The sequence below is a fragment of the Streptomyces sp. NPDC015125 genome, from assembly GCF_043080045.1.
Classification (GTDB): Bacteria; Actinomycetota; Actinomycetes; order Streptomycetales; family Streptomycetaceae; genus Streptomyces.
Genome location: NZ_JBIBVF010000012.1, coordinates 123,989 through 142,736, shown reverse-complemented (window position 1 = coordinate 142,736; position 18,748 = coordinate 123,989). Strand labels below are relative to the sequence as shown.

Annotated in this window: 15 protein-coding genes and 3 pseudogenes; 5 read left to right on the top strand and 13 right to left on the bottom strand. The window is 68.4% G+C overall.

Annotated features, from left to right (window positions below; all coding sequences use genetic code 11):
* Positions 1-15 precede the first annotated feature (15 nt).
* Together ACF088_RS24490 and ACF088_RS24485 are read left to right on the top strand one after the other, a co-directional pair.
* Positions 16-174 (top strand): annotated as a pseudogene (locus tag ACF088_RS24490) (IS5/IS1182 family transposase); the annotation flags it as partial.
* 326 nt (positions 175-500) lie between these two features.
* Complete coding sequence (locus ACF088_RS24485) at positions 501-851, top strand: hypothetical protein (RefSeq protein ID WP_392377911.1); 351 nt, start codon at positions 501-503, stop codon at positions 849-851.
* A 302-nt stretch (positions 852-1,153) separates the two neighbouring features.
* On the opposite strand, the gene ACF088_RS24480 is transcribed toward ACF088_RS24485, so the two are convergent.
* The 11 genes and pseudogenes from ACF088_RS24480 to ACF088_RS24430 form a co-directional block, all read right to left on the bottom strand.
* Positions 1,154-1,507, bottom strand: coding sequence for a MazG-like family protein (locus tag ACF088_RS24480; protein ID WP_392377910.1), 354 nt, complete (start codon positions 1,505-1,507; stop codon positions 1,154-1,156).
* A gap of 744 nt (positions 1,508-2,251) precedes the next feature.
* Positions 2,252-3,238, bottom strand: a complete 987-nt coding sequence (locus ACF088_RS24475; RefSeq protein WP_392377909.1) for a hypothetical protein — start codon at positions 3,236-3,238, stop codon at positions 2,252-2,254.
* Between the two features lie 76 nt (positions 3,239-3,314).
* On the bottom strand, positions 3,315-4,052 hold the full coding sequence (locus ACF088_RS24470; protein ID WP_392377908.1) for a VOC family protein: 738 nt from the start codon (positions 4,050-4,052) through the stop codon (positions 3,315-3,317).
* A gap of 3 nt (positions 4,053-4,055) precedes the next feature.
* A complete protein-coding gene (locus tag ACF088_RS24465; protein ID WP_392377907.1) occupies positions 4,056-4,964 on the bottom strand; it encodes an alpha/beta fold hydrolase in 909 nt (302 codons plus the stop codon).
* 284 nt (positions 4,965-5,248) lie between these two features.
* Positions 5,249-5,362: pseudogene (locus tag ACF088_RS24460) on the bottom strand (IS5/IS1182 family transposase); the annotation flags it as partial.
* 61 nt (positions 5,363-5,423) lie between these two features.
* Positions 5,424-6,482, bottom strand: a complete 1,059-nt coding sequence (locus ACF088_RS24455; protein ID WP_392377906.1) for a PP2C family protein-serine/threonine phosphatase — start codon at positions 6,480-6,482, stop codon at positions 5,424-5,426.
* Between the two features lie 576 nt (positions 6,483-7,058).
* Positions 7,059-7,730, bottom strand: a complete 672-nt coding sequence (locus ACF088_RS24450) for a DUF6445 family protein (protein WP_392377905.1) — start codon at positions 7,728-7,730, stop codon at positions 7,059-7,061.
* Between the two features lie 269 nt (positions 7,731-7,999).
* Entirely contained in the window at positions 8,000-8,668 is a 669-nt protein-coding gene (locus ACF088_RS24445) for an SGNH/GDSL hydrolase family protein (protein ID WP_392377904.1), read from the bottom strand.
* A 179-nt stretch (positions 8,669-8,847) separates the two neighbouring features.
* Positions 8,848-10,365, bottom strand: coding sequence for an FAD-dependent monooxygenase (locus tag ACF088_RS24440; RefSeq protein WP_392377903.1), 1,518 nt, complete (start codon positions 10,363-10,365; stop codon positions 8,848-8,850).
* A gap of 262 nt (positions 10,366-10,627) precedes the next feature.
* Positions 10,628-10,911, bottom strand: a pseudogene (locus tag ACF088_RS24435) (SDR family oxidoreductase); the annotation flags it as partial.
* 185 nt (positions 10,912-11,096) lie between these two features.
* Positions 11,097-11,690, bottom strand: coding sequence for a hypothetical protein (locus tag ACF088_RS24430; RefSeq protein ID WP_392377902.1), 594 nt, complete (start codon positions 11,688-11,690; stop codon positions 11,097-11,099).
* 518 nt (positions 11,691-12,208) lie between these two features.
* Here ACF088_RS24430 and ACF088_RS24425 point away from each other — a divergent pair.
* Positions 12,209-12,553, top strand: coding sequence for a hypothetical protein (locus tag ACF088_RS24425; RefSeq protein WP_392377901.1), 345 nt, complete (start codon positions 12,209-12,211; stop codon positions 12,551-12,553).
* Positions 12,554-12,678: 125 nt separating this feature from the next.
* The gene (locus ACF088_RS24420) at positions 12,679-13,278 is read left to right on the top strand and encodes a YdcF family protein (RefSeq protein WP_392377900.1); all 600 of its coding nucleotides are present in this window, start codon (positions 12,679-12,681) and stop codon (positions 13,276-13,278) included.
* Positions 13,279-13,384: 106 nt separating this feature from the next.
* Here ACF088_RS24420 and ACF088_RS24415 read toward each other — a convergent pair whose 3' ends face one another.
* Positions 13,385-13,777, bottom strand: a complete 393-nt coding sequence (locus ACF088_RS24415; RefSeq protein WP_392377899.1) for a hypothetical protein — start codon at positions 13,775-13,777, stop codon at positions 13,385-13,387.
* 506 nt (positions 13,778-14,283) lie between these two features.
* On the opposite strand from ACF088_RS24415, the gene ACF088_RS24410 reads away from it, so the two are divergent.
* A complete protein-coding gene (locus tag ACF088_RS24410) occupies positions 14,284-17,112 on the top strand; it encodes an AAA family ATPase (protein WP_392377898.1) in 2,829 nt (942 codons plus the stop codon).
* Between the two features lie 150 nt (positions 17,113-17,262).
* Here ACF088_RS24410 and ACF088_RS24405 read toward each other — a convergent pair whose 3' ends face one another.
* Positions 17,263-18,402, bottom strand: a complete 1,140-nt coding sequence (locus tag ACF088_RS24405; protein WP_392377897.1) for a ricin-type beta-trefoil lectin domain protein — start codon at positions 18,400-18,402, stop codon at positions 17,263-17,265.
* Positions 18,403-18,748 lie beyond the last annotated feature (346 nt).

The window sequence follows — 18,748 nt, the reverse complement described above, 5'->3', positions numbered from 1 at the left end:
CACCGCGTTTCCGCACGCCGCGGCGGCAGGGGCAGTCGGCCCGCCGGCTTCGACAAGGCCATCTACCAGCGCAGGAACGAAGTCGAGCGGACGACCAACACCCTCGAAAATTCTCGGGCCGTCGGGACCAGATACGACGAGAGGGCCTATGGCTTCCACGTCACCGTCACCGTCAACGTCACAGCCATTGCCTCCGCCTCCGCCTCCGCCTCTGGCCATGATCCGCTGGAGCGCCACCTAGGCACGCAGGTCTTTGCGGAAGACCGTAGAGCTGTGCCGGACCGTCATACCCACCCACGTGGGCACGGCGTTGCCGCCAGCCACTGCCCCGCGAGTGCGTGGGCCGCGTCGGCGCCAAGCAGTTCCGGGCCATCGCCATACGTCCCGGCAAACCGGCAGCGCGCTACCGCGCCGGACTACCCATCACCTCGCTCGTGCTCCCGTGCGCTCGTGCTCTTGCTTCCGCGAGCACCGAACGTGTTCGAGGCTAGGGTGGCCCGATGCCGCTTGTGGAAGTGACCTATGTGCCGGGTGTCGCTGAATCGAAGCTCCGAGAACTGGGGTCGGTGCTGCCGCACCTGGTGTCCGAGGCCGTGGAGTGTCCCGAGGAACCGTACGACGGGGCCTTGCAGCCGGGCGATGTGGAGATTCGCTTCCGGAGGCTGGGTCCGTTGGACCGGAGTGGCCTCGATGTGGTGATCGAGGTGAGGTCCAAGTGGTTCGAGAGCAGGGCCGCCAACCGCCAAGAGCGCGTGGACAGGCTTCACCAGGACGTCAGTACCGCGACCGGACTCCGCGACTTCGGCGTTTACTTGTCACTCCCGTCAGCTGCGTGGTCACAGGGAGACTGAAGCAGCTCAACCCAGCTCAACCCAGCTGACCACGACTCACCACAACATCAACTTCCTCGGGGTGGCGCGGGCGGCCGGCGAGACGGCTGGGGAGAAGCAGCCCTGTGCCGCAACTGTGCCGCGGCGCTGGACCTCTCTTCGGGCTGTGGTGGGGGTCTGGTGGGTCTGGGCGGGGTTGGCGCAAAGGCCGACCCCCTTTCACGGTGCGGAACGACGCGGGGCGGGCAGCTGCTCTCTCCGCCTCCGACCAAGACTGCTCTTGTCCGATAGCGCGAGCCGGGTCACAGGATGGCGGCACCCGTTCACCGGGCGTCGGCACCCTCGGCTTTCGCGGCGCTCTCGGCTTTGTCGAGGTCCCGCGCGACGATGCCCTCCATATGACGCGCGAAGACGGTCGCGGCCTCGGGGTTCATGCGGGTCAACGCGACCATGCCGCTGACGATGACATCGCAGACCTCGGCCTCAACGTCCTCCCAGGTGTGCGAGTGCCCCTTCCGAGGGTTCTGCCCCATGGCCCCGATAACCGCCTCGGCCACCTCGCCGGCCTCCTCCTGGATCTTCAGCAGTTGCAGGAGGATGCGCTGTTCGCGGGGGAGCGTGGAGTGGTCCTCCAGGCGGCCGGCAAGGCGGGCGATCGTCTGCCAGGTCTCGGTCATCTGTGTCTCGATTCATCTCGTGCGGTCGGAGTTCAGCCGGACAGGAAGCGTGAGCGCCATCGCCGGGGAGTAGCGGTCCCGGCCGGAATCTCGTTGTGCAAGCCGGGGCCGACGATGCCTACCGGTCCGTGGCCAGGGCTATGGGCTCGGCGAACGGGCCGCCGGCATGGAGCAGGTCGTCGTACGTGCCGTCCTCCCTCGCGCGGCCGTGCTCCATGACGATGATCCGGTCAGCCAGACGTGCCGCACCGGGATGGCTCGGCAGTGCACGGCATAACGACGCCCACAGAGAATCGAACGCGCTCGATTCCGGACGCGTGTGAGCCCGGGCGCGGCAAGGGCTCGAACGCGTGGGCGCCTTGCTGGGGCCGCCCTCGGACGGTGGGGATTGGCCGAATCGCCGCTGTCTGGAACGCGTGGGGCACATGAGGAATTCGCCGCCCGAGGCCACCCGAGGCCACCCGAGGCCGCCCGTGGCCGAGTGGTCGCCACTCCTCGGGTGGCGGGCCGGGGATCGCGTTTCGGGCGGCCGGGGTCGGAGTGCGTGCTCCGGGCGCCGGCTTCAGCGGATCTGCACGGCGCGCCGGCGCCAGTGGTGCATGCCCCGGGCGGGCCGAACCTTCCGTGAGGTCGGTCAACGGGGTTCGGTCCCGGGTGACGTGGCGTCAACCGGGACCGAAGTGGTCGCCCGTTCAGCATGTGTTAGCCGAGCGGCCCCGTGAGGAGCAGGGCACGCGACCACGCCTAGCGCACGGTGTGACCCCCCTCGTCCGCCGCTGTGAGGGCGTCGAGGTCATCGGCGTAAGAGCGGATATGGATGGCCCGGTGGGCGCGGACGGCAGCAATCACGGGGGCGAACACCGGGTGTGGGTGCGGGTGTTCCTCCAAGAGGCCCATGGTGGCGACGGCACCGTACTCCGCGCTGTCCTCGTCTTCCGACTGGATCAAACGCAGGCAGATCTCCGCCGCACGGACCGGGTCGGCCATGGCGATGAGCGTCTCTGCCAGCGGGTTGTCCGACCAGCGCCACTGTTCGCCTTCGATGACATCGCCGTTGAGCACGTCGCCGTGCTCCCAAGCCTCGGCGACGGCGGTGGTCGCCTCGGTGGTCCACGGCAGTCCGGCTCGGGCGATGCCCCACGCCGCGGCGGCGCGCACGGCGGACGTGTGACGGGGCGCCAGAGCGCCGGAGAGCCACGTGGCGCGGTCGGCGACGTCGTGCCGGGCGACGCCACCGGTCATGACCGCCGCGATAAGCGGGTCCGGTTCGCTGAGGGCGCGTTCGCCCAGCGCGCGTACTGCAAGCTCCTCGTGCCCGGTGCGCAACCCGGTCACGTAGGCGACGCGGTGTCGCACCTCACGGACCGGGTCGGTGAGGAGGGGGAGCAGGAGAGGAGTCGCCCGCGCGTGGGCCGCACGGATCTCGTGGTGCACGGCTTCGGTCTCCGCGATGCCGATGGTGATGTCGAGCAGCAGGTCAGCGAGGGTTGCCCGGTGGGGTGCCGTGGGGTCGAGCAGGAGGTCCACGAGGACGGGGTACGCCTTGGCCGACCCCGCGTAGACGCTTCCCTGGTGGACCAGGCAGTTGTGGAGGACCTCAACGGCCCGCTCGGCGCGGTCCGGGTCCTCGCCACAGGCGTCGCGAAGCCACTTGAGGGTGTCCTCTCCGTCGCCGTAGGCGTGTACCGCCCCGGTCCAGTCGGTCTCGTGTAGTGCGATCCGTGCCCGCATCGTTGCTTTCGTCCCCTCCGGGGTGTGCGCGTTCTCTTGCCGTCGGCCGCCCAACGCAAGAACCGTGTTTGTGCTGTCATATCTCGTCGATCACGGGCATGGGGCCCCCATCGCCATGCCACTTCTGGAGGAAGCTCGGCTGCCGTGTCACATCCACCAGCTCGATACGGCCGCCGATGCTGTCCAAGTGGTGGTACGCGAAGGGCCGGCCATAGGGGCAGCCAGAGAAGTCAACGGTGAAACCTTCGTCCTCCGGCCGCTGCGAACCCTGCTGGACGGAGCTGGTCCAGTAGCCGAGATGGTCGAACCGAGCTCCTTGCGATGCATCCCAAGGACTCCCTGCAGGCCCCTCGATCAGCTCGATGAACGGTGGTCCGCCGCGGGTGAAGGCGATGCGGAAGTCCCACTCGCCAAGTCGGTCAGCTACCGGAGCACCCCACTCAGCTCTCACGGACCTCCCAAGGTCCTGCAGAGCCCTCTCGATGTCCGGCACAACGAAGCACACATGGGAGAACGCAGTCATCCGCTCATGATCGAACAGCTGCCGCCGGGTCCTCCGCCGCTGGTTCTGCTCGATGGTCGTATCGAGCGCGCGGTAGCACGTGAAGCTGGACCGGAGCGCTGCGGGGTCGGCGGCCAGCGGGTCGACGTAGTGCCGGACGGCGTGCTCGGGCAGGGGGCGCGCCGCCGTGGTGGCGAACTGGTGGCCGAAGTAGAGGTGCTCGCGCCCCTTGATCAACTCCTCGTTGATGTCGGTGAGCCGGTTGAAGGCGAAGTGCCACAACCGGTCGTTGGCCCGCGCGCCGCCGAACACCCGTCAGGGCGCGGGGCGCCTCAGCCGGCGGCCCAGGAGGACGGCTCCCGCTCCCGCGATCAATGCGGCGGCGGCGATGCCGGTGAGCGCGGTCTCGGCCCGGGAGCCATGGGTGGAGCCCGTGGCGGCCATCGTGGGCCGGGTGGATTCGGCTGCCGTGGCGGCTTCGAGGACCAGGTCGGTGACCGCTTCGGGGTGGGTGATCATGGCCACGTGGGAGGAGTCGATCTCCACCGTGTGTGAACCCGCACGCTTTGCCTCGAAGCGTTCCTGGTCGGGGTTGATGGTCTTGTCCTGCTTCGCGACGAGGAACCACGACGGGATGTGTCTCCAGGCTGCCGCCTTGGCCTTCTCCGAGAACGCGGTCGTTGCCGCGGGCCGCTGGGTCACCGCCATGAGCCTTGCGGTGCTCTCCGGCAGGTCGGCGGCGAATACCTGATGGAGCCTGTCGGGCTTGAGGTAGAGGTCCGTCCCGCTGACACCGCCGGCCCGGTAGGGAACGGAATTCGTGGCCGTGGCGAGTTCGCTGGGGAATCTGGCGGCCAGGGACATGCCGCTCTCGCCCACGTCGGGCATCAGTGCTGATACGTACACCAGGGACTTCACCCGGGGGTTGCGCTCGGCGGCCGAGCTGATCAGGGAGCCGCCGTACGAGTGACCCACCAGCACGATCGGACCCTTGATGCTGTCCAGCACGGAGGCGATGTAGGTGGAGTCGTTGTACAGCCCGCGTAGCGGGTTGGCGGGGGCCATGACGGCGTAACCACGACGTTCGAGCCGCTCGACGACCCCGTTCCAACTGGAGGCGTCCGCGAACGCCCCGTGCACCAGCACGATGGTGGGTTTGACCGTGGTCGTGGTCGTGCCGCCGTCTGCGGTGGCAGGGGCTGCCACGGATGTGCTCAGGGCCATGATGCACCCGGCCGCGACGACGTGTGTGCGACGTATTCGGCGCCGTGAGCGGGGTACCGGAAATGCTGCCATGGTGTTCACGCCTTCCGTGAGAGCTCAAGGCACCTGACTTTCCACCCCTCCGCACCGGTAGGCACGGCCACGCACTCCAATCGGGTCGCAGCAGTGGGCCATATCGGTGAATGCCGTAGTCAACGGGTTTCCGGAATCCGTGTCGTGAGCGTTCGGTATTCCTATGGTCGTCCAGCGCCGTGCGCAGAGCACCGGCGCGAAGAGCGCGCGAGCAACCGGTAGCGGCGGTAGCGGCGGTAGCGGCGTTCATGCCCGGGCAGAAGCGGCTCGATCACCGCCCACAGCTCGTCACCGATCTCCCACGGCTTCGGCCGAGTCGTCCTCACCCCCGAGAACGAGATGACCTACCTCTCCACCATGCACCCGCAGATCATCCTGCAAGGACTCCTATGCAGGCTGATCCCGCTGACCGTCAAGCGGCTCCGGAGAGGCGCACAAGCGCAGGGCGAGGGCGGCGATGTCGTCGTCGAGGCGTCCTCTGCTGTAGTGGAGGAGGTCATGGTGGAGAGCGTTGAGCAGTTCGCCGGGTCGCCCCGGGGGCTGCCGGCGCAACCAGGCCGCCACCGGGAAGAACTCGCCGTCGCGGTCGCGAGCCTCGGCAACGCCGTCGGTATAGAGGAGCAGCAGGTCGCCAGGGGCGAAGCCGAAGGTGTCGGTGCTGTAGTGATCACCGATCAGCTCCGCGAGGTTGAGAAGCGGCGAGGGAGCGGTGGGCTCCAGGGCGCGGACCTCCCCGTGGTTCAGGAGCAGCGGCGGGGGATGTCCGCAGTTGAGGATTCCGATACTGCCGCCCCCGTGTGGGATCTCGGCGAGAAGGGCGGTGGCGAAGCGCTCCATCATGCCCTCGGGGGGAAAGGCGGCGTTGTAACGGGTACTGCTGGCCTCCAGGCGACGGGCGATATTGACCAGGTCGGCCTCGTCGTAGGCGGCCTCCCGGAAGCAGTTGACCATCGCCGCGGCCGTGCCCACCGCCGGCAGACCCTTGCCCCGCACATCGCCGATGAGCAGCCGCACCCCGTATTTCGTGTCGACCACCTCGTAGAAGTCGCCGCCGATACTGGCCTCCGCCGCGGCAGCGAGATACAGCGCCTCGATCTCGATGCCCCCGAAGCGGCGCGGCATCGGGCTCAGGACCACCTGCTGCGCCGTGTCGGCGACAAGCCGGAGCTGGAACAGGGTCTGCTCCCGCCGGAGCCGGACATGACTTCCGTACGCGGCGGCCACGGTGACAGCGACGACCCCTGCCGCCGTCCACCACGTCCCCAGGTCGGGGAACACGATGCCGAGGCCGATCATGAGAAGAAGACAGACCGTCCCCAGGAGGACGGTGGGGAGCACGGGCCACATGGCGGCGGCGAGGGCCGGCGCTGCGGGCAGGAGCCGGCTGAAAGCCAGCTCTGGGGGAGTGGCATACGCCAGGCCGGCGATGACAACGGTGAGGATCACTGGAGACAGCAGAGTAAGTGGCCCCCGGCCGTGGCGACGACGGAGGCGCAGCCGTCCAGGTTTGATCACACTTTGCAGGATATCCAGGCACAGCGGACATGGCGCTCTGATGAGTCGGAGTGGGCCGCCTGCGCCCGGACGGTGCACCCTGCTGGGCGATGGTGCCGAGGCCGGGCGCAGGCGGGCTCCTCAGCGACCCGTGCACGGCCCGGACCGCCGTGCCGGTGAGAGGCGCACCGCACTCTCTCGGCTGTCGCGGTTCCGGATGGCTCGCGCTGTGGCTGCTCGCTCCTTTCCGCCCATCACGTTCAGAGCCGGCTCTTTCGGCAGGCCGCCGACCGGCCGATACGTCGGATCCGTGCAAGGCACCTGCGGAATGCCATTGAGGTGAACCGCTGAACCGCTGAACCGCTGAACCGCGCGCCGAGCGCATTTCGCCCCGTCCCGCCCCGCCCCGTACCCAGCCGGGGCGGGGCGGGGGGCGCGGTCGATCGGGGCCGTTGTCCACCGGGCGGACTCGGTGGGTCAGCGGCCGTATCGGAGGCACCACTACGACGTCCGGTGTCGGAGCGGGTGTCAGGCCATCCAGAAGAAGACCGCCGTCATCCGCTTGTCCTGCCGCGTGGTGCCCCAGTAGCGGGTCGCTGTGTGGATCAGGTTGGCGGAGTAGAGCAGCAGGCGGTTGGCGCGGTGGGGGATGCGGACGTCCTCGGTGAAGGAGTCCGGCGTGACGAAGCGGGTGCCGAGGGCGTCGACCAGGTTGTTGTGCGGAGGTGCCACCTGGTTGCCACCGAGGGTGCCGCCCGGCAGGCTCTGCCGGTAGAAGCTGGTTCCGCAGTCCTTGGGAACCAGGGGGTTGAGGTAGAGCACGGCGGCGTACCGGCAGAGGTTCCGGGAATCGGTGTGGGGGCGGGGCTCACACTCGCCCTCGCCGACGACCTGGACGCAGTTGTGATGGAAGGTATGGCTGCCCGCGGGGTGTTCGGCCCAGATCTTCCGGGCGCCGGTCGCCCGTTGCACCAGCTTCTCGACATGGGCCAGTTCGCCGGGTTCGAGCGCCGGCCTGGCGCGCAAGCCCGGCCAGCTCTCGGGCTTGTGGGGGTAGCCCTCGGTCCAGTCGCTCCTGGCCAGACAACGCTCCCGCACGACCTCCGGGTCCGGCAGTACGTCGTCCAGCACCCAGTAGTCGCGGCCGCGGGTCGGCTTGCGGTACGGGAGCACAGGCAGCGCCGGGGTGCGTAGAGGCATGCAGGGAACGTAGTTCGCATCTTGTCAAGGGCTCGCCACCCAAGCAGTCAACCTTCAGTCAAGGGTTGCCCATCCCGCAGTTGACGCACGACCGGGACAGGAAGTTCGTCGGCCGGACAGTGGAGAAGGCCGCGCCCGGCATCGGCCGGCGCCCCGTCGTGGACGCCGGCGAACGACGCGTGATGGCCCGCCCGGGGCGGCCTGCCCGGGGCGGCCCGGGCGGCGAAGCTCCTCGCGATCGCCGGTGTCGCGGGTGATCGCGAGGCCGGTCACGCGACCAGGCGCAGCCAGGCCGCCGCGAGTGCGGCGTGACCGGCCGGCGTCGGGTGTACGCCGTCCGCGGCCCAGTACTCCGGCCCGGTCGTCGCGGCGAGCTCGGCGAACATGCCGTCGGCGTCGAGCAGTTGCGCCCCGTACTTGCGGGCGAGCTTGCGCACGACCTGGATCTTCGGGTCCAGGTCGGTGCGCCACTCCTTTCGCTCTTCCTCTCCGATGAGCGCGACACCGGCCCCGGCCTCGACGACGCCGTGGATCGGCAGGAGGAACGGCTCGATGAGGATCAGCTCCGTGCCCGCCTCGGCGAGGGGCGCGAGCAGGCGGTCGTAACCCGCCTCGAACTCCTCCACGGGAATCACGTACCCCTTCGGGTCCAGCGTGTGCCAGCCCATGTCGTTGACCCCGACGAGGAGCGACACCACGTCCGGACGCGCGTCGAGTACGTCTGTCTGCCAGCGGGCTTCGAGGTCCATCACCTTGTGACCGCCAACCCCGGTGTTCAGCCAGGTCACGGGGCGGTCCGGATGCCGGAGTGCCCACTCGCCCGCGACGCGCAGCGGGTAGCCGAAGCCGAGACCGTCTTCGCTCAGCAGCCGTTGGCAGTCGGTGATCGAATCGCCGGTGAACATCACGGTGCTTCCCGGTCGGACAGTGATCGTCATGTGCGCTCCTTGAATTCGAGTGAGGAGAGTGAAGCGGATGAGAACGTTGCTAGTTCGGCGAGGAAAATCGCATCGGCACGACTCCCCTCGCACCCTTTTGGCGCCCGCCGGAACGAAAAGGGAACGGGGTAGCCGCCGAGGGGAACGGGGGAGCTGTTGAGGGGAACGGGGCAGCCGCTTTAGATTTCCGGATCCCCGAACCAATGGCCGGCGGCCCGCTCGAACGCGGCACGATCAGGGGTGCGATCACCTGCCCAGGCGACTACGCCGTCGGGCCGGACAAGCACGGCACCCAATCCGAGGTCGTTTGTCGCCGGACCGGCTGCATACTGCATCCGACTCTCCCAGCCCATCGCCGAACCGCGCAGGCATCGGTCGGTGCTGAAATCGAGCGCGACGCCCCGTCCGTCCCGCATCAGGTCACCGAGGCGAGTGCCGTTTTCGAGGCGAAGGTCCGGGGCGTTGCGACCGACCAGTGGATGCTCGCTGCCGAGGTCGTAACGGATCGACGCTCCCGACACCTTCTCGAACACATAGGTCGTTCCGTCACGGGTCCCGATCAGGTCGCGAAGCACCCCTTGTACCGCCTGGCCATGCGGGTCCGGCCGCATGGCCGCCACCTGGGCGCGCGACCAGTCGAGCACCCCCGCCCCGATCGGATGACGCTCGCGGGTGTAGGTGTCGAGCAGCCCGTCCGGCGCGTACCCGTGCACGGTTGCCGCGAGCTTCCAGCCCAGGTTCATGGCGTCGCCGATGCCGGTGTTGAGTCCCTGCCCGCCAAGGGGCGAGTGGATATGAGCGGCGTCGCCCGCGAGCAGGACTCGGCCCCGCCGGTAGCTCGTCGTCTGCATCGCCCGATCGGTGAAGCTGGAGGCGAGATGGACGTCGTCCAGGGTCACGTCGGTGCCGGATACACGGCGCAGAACCGCCTGGAGATGGTCGCGAGTCGGCTGCTGCGAGCGATCGAACGCGCCGCCGTCGAAGTCCATCATGCCGACGTGCCCTTCCGAGAGCCGGAGGTACATGCCCGTCGGCGTCAGGTTGATTCCAGAGCGCAGTTTCTCGGAATCGGCGACGGTGGCGTGCAGGGTGTAGCCGGTGAACTGTGGCTCGGTGCCGACGAATTCGAAGCCCGCGAGCCCACGCACCGCGCTGCGTCCGCCATCGCAGCCGACGACCCAGCGCGCCGCGTACTCGTGCTCGCCGGCTTGCGCGACCGCGCTCTCATCGTTCTGGGCGATGGCCGAGACCGTGACGCCGTGCCTGATGTCCACGCCGAGCAGGGATGCCTGCTCGGACAGCAGGGTCTCGACCGCTTCGAGGTAGGTCAGCATGCCGTCCATCGCCGGGCTGGGAAGCCGGTACGGCAGGGCGGCGACGTCGACCAGGGCCGGATCGAGCACCATGCCGGCGAAATGGCCCACGCCACGAGGGGGTAACGGCTCGTGCGCGTCGGAGGCCGGGCCCGGATCGTCGTGGACGCCCGATGCCGTCAGCAGCTGGGGCAGCATCCCGCGGCGGTAGAACGTCTCGACCGACGCGGCGGACAGCCCCCGCATCCCCAGCGGCTTCGCCTTGAACGGGGAGTGGGAATCCGGCTCCCGCTCCAGCACCAGGACAGAGCAGCCCGCGAGGCCAAGCTCGCAGGCAAGGAACAGACCAACCGGGCCGGCGCCCACGATCACTACGTCATGCATGAGAGATCCCCTTCCTCACCCCACGGCCGGATGGACACCCGGCCGGACCTCTCGAACGGTGCCGGACCCCACCGACATCGGACCGACAGTCCCCGATATGCCGCCGACACCGGGCTGACAGCCCCGATATGCCGCCGACATCGGGCTGACAGCCCGGGATATGCCGCCGACACCACGGCCACGCCGCCCGATCACCCCCGGTCGAAGTGCCGATCAGCCAGGAGGAGGCTTGACCCCAGCCGTGCCGCGACCGTGACGTCCCTTACGCCCGTCGCCCGCCGTCCACCGGCAGCGCGATCCCGGTGACGTACGAGGCGACGCGTCCGAGCAGAGCCAGACCGTGGCCGCGGCCGCCTCCTCCGGCGTGGCCATCCGGCCCAGCGGGGTCATCGCCTCCTGCATGGCGATCAGGTCGGTGCCGGCCGCCACCCGCTCGAACCCGGGCGTGCGGGTCGGGCCGGGGCAGACCGCGTCGACGCGAACACCACGGGGCGCGTAGTCCACCGCGGCGACCTTGGTCAGGCCGACCACACCGGGGCGAGAGGCCGCCCTTCGCGATCGAGGCCACGGCTTCGGCGGTGGTCTCCAAACAGTGGCCCGCCCGCGGAGAATGCGTCCGGCGACGCCTACGGCGGGTGGAGGCTTCCATCGCATCAGGCCCGTCTCGGGCCTCCTACGCACCGAGCCCCGAGAAAGGGCAACCACGCATAGCCGAAGTTCCCTTCACGCCGTCAACGCCTGCGCGAACCGCTCTGGGCGGGGACGATGGGGTGCCTGGGCTCGTTGTCGATCATGCCCATGGTGTTCGCGTAGTCGATGTAGTTGTCCACTATGTCCAGCTGACCGCGAACGTACAGCCAGTCTGGATTTCTGGGGTCCTTGGCCAATTCCGCAGTTATCCAGTCTTCCAGCAAGCCGGCACCACGGACTGTTGCTGCGCAGTGGATGAATGTCGAGATGTATTTTCCGGGGCCGTGCGTGTCCCACGTATACCCTTCACCTGCGGGCCTGACATCCACTTCAACGCCGAGCCGTAGAGGAGTGATATCTACAGACATGCGGGATAGGTGTTCGTAGATATTGCTCACGCAATCCAGGGCCTTTTTGATCGAGTTGTCAAAACTCTTCATCTGGCCGTTGGCGCTGGAAGTCAGAATAGTGAGATTCGCCGACCGTCGACCGTCCCCGCCGAAGGAAGCGTTGACCAGATGTCCGGCAATGAAGGTCTCGTTCGTATACATCGCGCGGGCGTCGACGATGGCCGGAGGCAGCTGGGAGTTGGCATCGCTGCGCTGATCCAGGAATCCGCGCGGGCCCAGAATCACGTGTCCTCTCGTACCCCCGCCGCGCCCGAACGTCGTGCCGTACGTGGGCAACTGGAGGTAATGCACATGTGGGCAGCGCTCTGCAAGGCGAGCATCCGCTGAACAGCCGTGCCGGCGGAAGCGGAAGCCGGTCTCGGCCGCTCAGGCCCGCGCACCCTGCCGGACTTGGGGTTCTCGTCGCGGGTCAGGCCCATCTGCGTTCCTCCGGAGTCCAAGAGCGAACCATCCTTCGCCACTCTTACAGCCTCAACGGACGCGCCCCAGAGGCGCAGGAGCAGAGACGCGGAACAAACGGGCAGGAACCCGGATGCTCCCTGTTCCCACGAAGCACGCACCGCCGACTCGTCGTTCGGCCCTTGGGCGGAGCAAGATCCCCGGTCGTTCCTCGGTCGGCACGCTCTCCCCGTTGCCTCCGCGCGTCACTGGTGACCCCTGCACCTGCCGCGGTGTCCGCTGCCACGACTGCGGCGATCGCGATGCAGCAGACCGGGCGGACCTGACAACCAAGGCCGGCCCTCGTGCAGGAGAATGCGGCAACGGACGGATCGAACGAAGCTCAAGCAACCGTCGGCAAGCTCTGGGAAGAGCACCTGGCCGCGGAGTTTCCCGCGGCATTGCGCGGTGCGGAGCCGGCGGGCATCGACACGGTGATGCTCGATGCAGACATCGCCGGATGCGTGTTGACCTGGCAAAACACAGGCGGCTACCTCGATGCGGATCGTCAACGGATCCTGCTCAGCCGCCTCGGCGACCTCGATCGGGTTCTGCCGCTACTGGTCGAGACTCATGAGATCCATTACTGCCGACGACTCCGCCGCCTGGCTGTCCTCATATCCGAACACGGCCCAGTGCTCAGCAATTGATTCGACGTCTTACGCAAGGCTGCTGAGAGGCGCTTAGCGGCCCTCACGGAATGCGTCGTTTGTGGCGTGGCTGGTTCCTTCGCGGTCCGATGCCGAGGTGCCTTGGACATCGTAGAGTCGGCTGCATGCGGCGAAGAACAGGAGTGGCGATAGCGGGGGCTGTAGCCCTGGCCTGGGGCGAATGGTTGAACTGGCGTTGGTCTCGAGCTCTCGTGGGGAGCCGTGGGGGTGCTGCCGAGGCGGTGGTCGTGTTGGGTTACCGGAATCCCCAAGCGACGGCGAACGTCATCAACCGATGGCGAGTCCGTACGGGGATTCGCTCCATCGCCGCCGACGGTGCACATGGCACTCGCGTGATCTTCAGCGGCGGTGCGACCGGCAGCGGCGCTGCGGAGGCGCAGTTGATGGCTGACTACGCGAAGTCGGTGCTTGAGTTCGACGGCACAGTGCTCCTCGAAGACCAAAGCGCGACGACATGGGAGAACATCACGAACGTGATCCCCTTGCTTGAGGACGTCGACCGCATCAAGATCGCCTCCCAGCCGGCTCACGCGCTCAAGGCCCGCGCGTACTTGCGGCGGCAGCGCCCTGATCTTGCCGAGCGGCTGGTGCGCGCGGATGACTACCGCCCTGGCGAGTGGATGGTCGTCAAACCGCTGCTGGCTCTGTACGGGCTTTGGACGCTCCGCGGTCTCCATGCCGACGAACGGAAGATCTCGCCGTAGACAGCCGCTGTCATATGGCGTCACGCATGGGGTTCTTGAGCCGACGCCAGCAGCTGATGCCGCTTCCCGGAGTGAGGAAGGCTTGGTGGATATCGTCGCGGATCTCTCAGCGGATCCGCAGGCGGCGGAACCGGTGCAGAGGGGTGAACGCGCGCTCCACGACCCGGCGTGGGGCGCTCGGCCCGGAGCCGTGCTCGGTACTGCGACGGGCCATCAGCGGTTTCACGCCGAGAGCCCAGACCGGACGGCGGTACCTGTCGTGGCCGTGGTCGTGGCCGCGGTCGGCCGGCAGCACGTCCGGGCGGCGTCGGGGCCGGCCGCGCCCGCCCTGCACTCCCGGATCATCGGTCCGGAGTGTTCCCACCACCTCGAAGATCATTTCGTGAGGAGTTCTCAGCCGGGAACGGCCCTGGGGTAAGAGCCGGCGTCCGGGGTGATGGTGGATGAACGTGAACTCGGCGTGATCAAAGGGGAGTTGGAGCGAGAGGCCGTTCGTCATCAGCCCGCCGCTACTTCACTGTCGCGACGCAGTCCGACCTCGGGTAGCCGCTCGTGGCGACGCGGAGAGCCGCCGCGAACTTGTGGGCCGTCTCCATGCCGGCCGGTCTGCGTACCGCTCCGTGCCGGAGGCCCCGCCATGCCGCTGCAGAGCCGGGGAACGCCTGGCGGGCGGGCGGCCGGTTCCACCGCGCTCGCCCTGACCTCCGGGCCGCCGCCGTTCCGTACTCGTCGGGTTCCCGCGGCCGAGGCGGCCGGGCGGCATGACGAGGGTCATGTCCTGGACCGCATGTACCCGGGCTCCGCGTATGCCCGGGCTCCGCATGTACCCGGGCTCTGCGTATGTCCGGCTTCCGCGTATGTCCGGGTTTGACGGCTGCTTTGATCGACGAGCGGATTGTGTCCGGGTGATGGTCATTTACTACGCACATCCAAGACGTGTGCTATGAAACACCTGGCATTGCATGGCGTGAGGGCGAAGTGATGGCTTCATTCGAAGGTTGGCTTGTGGGTCGTGCGGCTGAGTTGGCGGAGCTGTCCAGGCTGGTGGAGTCCACGCTCGCGGGCGAGGGGCGGGCCGCGTTCGTCGTGGGGGAGGCCGGTCTCGGCAAGACCACGGTGCTTGAGCAGGCCGCGGCGGCCGCGGAGCGTAGGGGCCTGCGGGTGCTGCAGGGGAGTGCCCAGGAGCTGGAACAGGCATGTCCGTTCGCCTTCATTTCAAGCTGTTTGAGGCTGGAGGAGTCTCCCTCGGATGCCCGGCGGGCCCGGGTCGCCGAGGTGCTGCGTGGCGATGCCCGCTACGGTCTGCCGGGCGCCAAGAGCGAGACCGCCGGGGCGTATGCCGCGACGACCGAGGCAATGATCGGGCTGGTCGAGGACCTGTGCGCACAGGGGCCGCTGGCGCTGTTCCTCGACGACCTCCAGTGGGCGGACTCGGCAAGCGTGGCCGTGCTGCACAAACTGGTGTGTTCGGTGCATCAATTGCCGCTTCTGGTGGTGGGTGCTCACCGGCCCGTGTCCGGAGCCGGGGACGTCGACCGCCTGTCACGGAGCCCGATCGCCGGGAGTCGCACCCGGCTGGAGCTGGCGCCCCTCGATTCGGAGGCCGTGGCGGCCCTGCTGGCAGAGCTGTGCGGCCGGTCGGCCGGTCCGCGACTGCGCCGCATGGCCGAGGGAGCCGCCGGCAACCCGCTGTACCTCACCGAGTTGATCGCCGCGCTGAGGCGCGAGCACGCCATCGAGACCGGTGAGGCCACGGCGGACATCGCCGACGGCTGCTCGCTTCCGCCGCTGACCGCGCTGGTGACGCACCGGCTCCGCTATCTGCGTGACGACGTGCTGCAGGTGCTGCGCGTCGCCTCCGTACTGGGCGCCGGTTGCACCACCGCCGAACTCGCAGCGGTGGTGGACCTTCCGCTACGCGACCTGCTGGCCGTCATGGCGGAGGCCGAGGCATCCGGGGTGCTGAGGGACACCGGCCAACACCTGCGCTTCCGGCATGAACTCATCCGGCACGCCTTGTACGACGCCGTGCCGGGGTCGGTCCGGGCCATGCTGCACATGAGAGCAGCGCAGTGTCTGGCCGAGGCCGGGGCCGCTCCCGAACGCGTGGCCGAGCACCTCCTCAACGGACTGCCGAGCCCGGACTTCCTGATCACGTGGCTGGAAGGATCCGCGGCACGGCTCACCACGCGGGCACCCGCCATGGCTCTGCGGCTGCTCACCACGGCGCTGGAACTCGGCGACCCCACGGATGCCGGGTACGCCAACCTCCGTCTGCACCACGCCCTTGCGCAGCTTTCCTGCGGTCTCCTCGCCGAGGCGGAGGAAAGCGCCCGCTGTGCCCTGGCCAAGGCGCCTGACCCCGGGTGGGAATGCCTGGTGCGCTGGATCGTCATCCAGGCCGCGTTCGCCCGTGGCCGGCCTGACCTGGCGCTGGCGGAGGCGCGGGCCGGATACCGGAGCCCGGGCGTACCGGCGGTCGAGGCAGTCCGGCTCCAGGCGTTCGGCGCGGTGTGCCTCTTCGCGCTGGGCGACCTCACCGAAGCCGGCGCGGTCGCCTCACGTGCCCGGCGCGCCGCCGACCAGGCCGGCGACAGCCACGCCCTGGCCGGCGCCCTGCACGTACTGGCAGCCAAGCGATTCCTCGAAACGCCTGACGCCGAAGCGGTGGAACTTGCGCGGCAGGCGTCCCGCCTCACGCCCGACACGATGCACCCGGCGCAGTGGATGGGGCTGCAACTCGCCCTGGTGAACTACTACGTCGATCTCGATCTCGGGGACGATGCCCAGCGGACCCTCGCCGCCATGCGCATCCCGGCGGAGCACACCGGGGGGATGTTTCTGCCCTGGTACCACCTGTCCTGCGCGCTCCTCGCGTTCCACACGGGGCGCTGGGACGATGCGCTGGCGGAGATCGCATCAGGCTTCGACTGCGGAGGCCAGGGCGCGCTGAGCCGGGCGCTGCGGGCGGTGGCGGCACTGATCGCCGTGCACAGAGGCAGGCACCCCCTCGCCGAAGAGCAGCTGACCGCTCTGCTGCCTGAGGTCGACCACTCGACGGTCGCTGCCTTCTACGAGTATCTGCCGTTGTGTGCCGGAGTCCTTCTGGACGAAGCGCAGGGTGATGCCCAGCGCGCCTACTCCCGACTCGCCGAGGCGTTCGACAGCGGCGTCGGCCATCTGCCGGGCCAGCTGATCCTCAGCTTTCTGACACCTGATCTGGTCCGCCTCGCCCTGGCCCAGGGGGACCGTGCGAACGCACAGCGATACGCCGCCGCCGCGCAACGCCGCGCCGACCACAGCGGCGGCCTCTACCACCTCGGTGACGCCTACCGCTGTGAAGGTCTGCTGAGCGGGGACCCCGATCTGCTCATGGAAGCGGTCCGCTGCTACCGCAACGCTCCGCGGCCACTCAATGCGGCACACGCCCTTACCGATGCGGCGGAAATGCTGGCCGGTAGAGGGCGGCTGGACGACGCCCGCGTCCTGCTCGATCAGGCGCTGGACACGTTCACGCAGCTGGGCGCCGTCTGGGACGTGGCCCAGGCGACGTCCCGGCTGCGTGCGGTCGCCGTTCGCCGGGGCTCACGCAGGACCCGAACCGGCTTTCGCGACGGCTGGGAAGCACTCACCCACACCGAACGCCTGGTGGCGGAGCACGTGGCCGAAGGGTGTTCCAATCCGGAGATCGCGGCTCGGTTGTCCATCGCCCGAAGCACCGTCAGCACCCATGTGTCCAGCATCCTGAGAAAGCTGGCGATGACCTCACGGGTCGAAATCGCCGCGGAGGTGACCCGCCGGCAGAAGTCCGGGCGGTCACCTTCGCAGGGCTGACCCCCACGGCGCTCGACGCGTCGTTCCCCGGCTCGTTTGGCGGGGGCCGGGGAACGCTCCGTTCGCGGAGGCCGGGGAACGGTCCGACGGCGTGCCGTCAGATCACGCGGCGGAGTGCACTCGGATCACCAGCGGAGTGCACCGCACCGGTCACCGGTTGTTGACGCACTCCGGAGCGGGGCTGTCGCTCGTGCACAGCACCAGGTTGCTGCTGAGACTGTCGGTGCCGTCCTTGGCGGGGACGGTGGCGGTGCCGTCGCCGGACCAGGTGTCCCCGAGATCATTGGTGAACGTCCACTTACCCGTCACCGTCTTCATCAGCTGGCCTCGCATCGCCCAGCTGTAGTTGCCCGGCTTCACGGCTATCTTGTTGGCGTCGCTCACGGTGTCGGTCTGGGTCCAGGAGTGCTCGTAGCGTGCGGTGAGCGCCGTACTGACCTTGGCCGTGACGAATTCGACGTTGACCCCGACCTCGCTGGTGACGGTGAGGGAGGTGCCCACCGTATTGGTCTGGGACGTGGTCTGCGTCCAGGTGATGGTCCGTTCCCCGGGGTCGGTGCTGTTGTTCCACACGTTGGAGCTGACCCGCTTCAGGTTCCCCACGGAAGCCACGCTGTCGCCGGTGACCGCGTAATCGCACGACTTGACGGTGCCGGCACCGTTGCTGCACTGCTTCAGGGCGTACACGGTGGCCAGGTCCGAGAGGGTGGGGCCGGTGTACTCCGGGCCGGGGGTCGGGCCGATGGTCCACTCCTGATTGCCGGCACCGTTGCAGTCGTGGATACCCACGGTTGTGCCGTCGTTACTGCTTCCCCCGAACACATCCATGCACTTGTCGGTGTTGACGTTCCGGATCAGGTAGTAGCCGTCACCACCGTTCGAGGGCTGCAGATACCAATTCTGCTTGCTGTTTTTCTGGTCGCAGTACTTCGGCTCGACGAGGTGGCCGTTGTCGGTGTTGAAGTCGACGCACTTCTGCGTCTTGTCGTTGCGGATCAGGAAACTCCCGTCCCTGTTGGGGAGGATGCTCCAATTCGCCATCGGCGACTTGTTGATAACCATTTCGGTCCCGTAGTCCGGCGAGTCCTTCGCCAGATCCAGTGACGGCGCAAGACCGTCGCTCTGGGGCAGGCGCGGCGACAGGGACAGGCCGGTCATGGCGGGGGTGTCCGCGTGAGCCGTTCCGGTCGTGAGCGGAGAGACTGACGTGGCGAGGGTGGCGAAGGCGACCGCGGCAAATGCGGCCATCGTCCGCCGCACTGGCCTGTAGGGGGTCGGCTCGGTGATCATGGTTATTCGGTTCTCCTTGGGCATTTCTTGCCTGTGGGACCGGCTTGGTAACCGGCCCTCTTGCCGTGGCAACGCCGCCCGGACAGGGGAGGAAGCGCCCCATCCCTGGCTGTGGCCCCTGCTGCGGCGGTGCCAACGTACGGAGGCCCGCGCGGCGTTACATCCGTCAACTGGAGGAGGACTTACGACTTGCGGCAGAGGGCACTCGCGGCGGCGCTGCCCTCTCTGCTCGGCAGGGCCACGAACCGGCGCCGCGCCGACGTCTGTGCTGCTCGGAGAGGTTGGCGCGCGGCCGGCTGGGGTGCGGCCGGGTACTTGCGCGTCAACGGCCGCGCCTACCCCACCG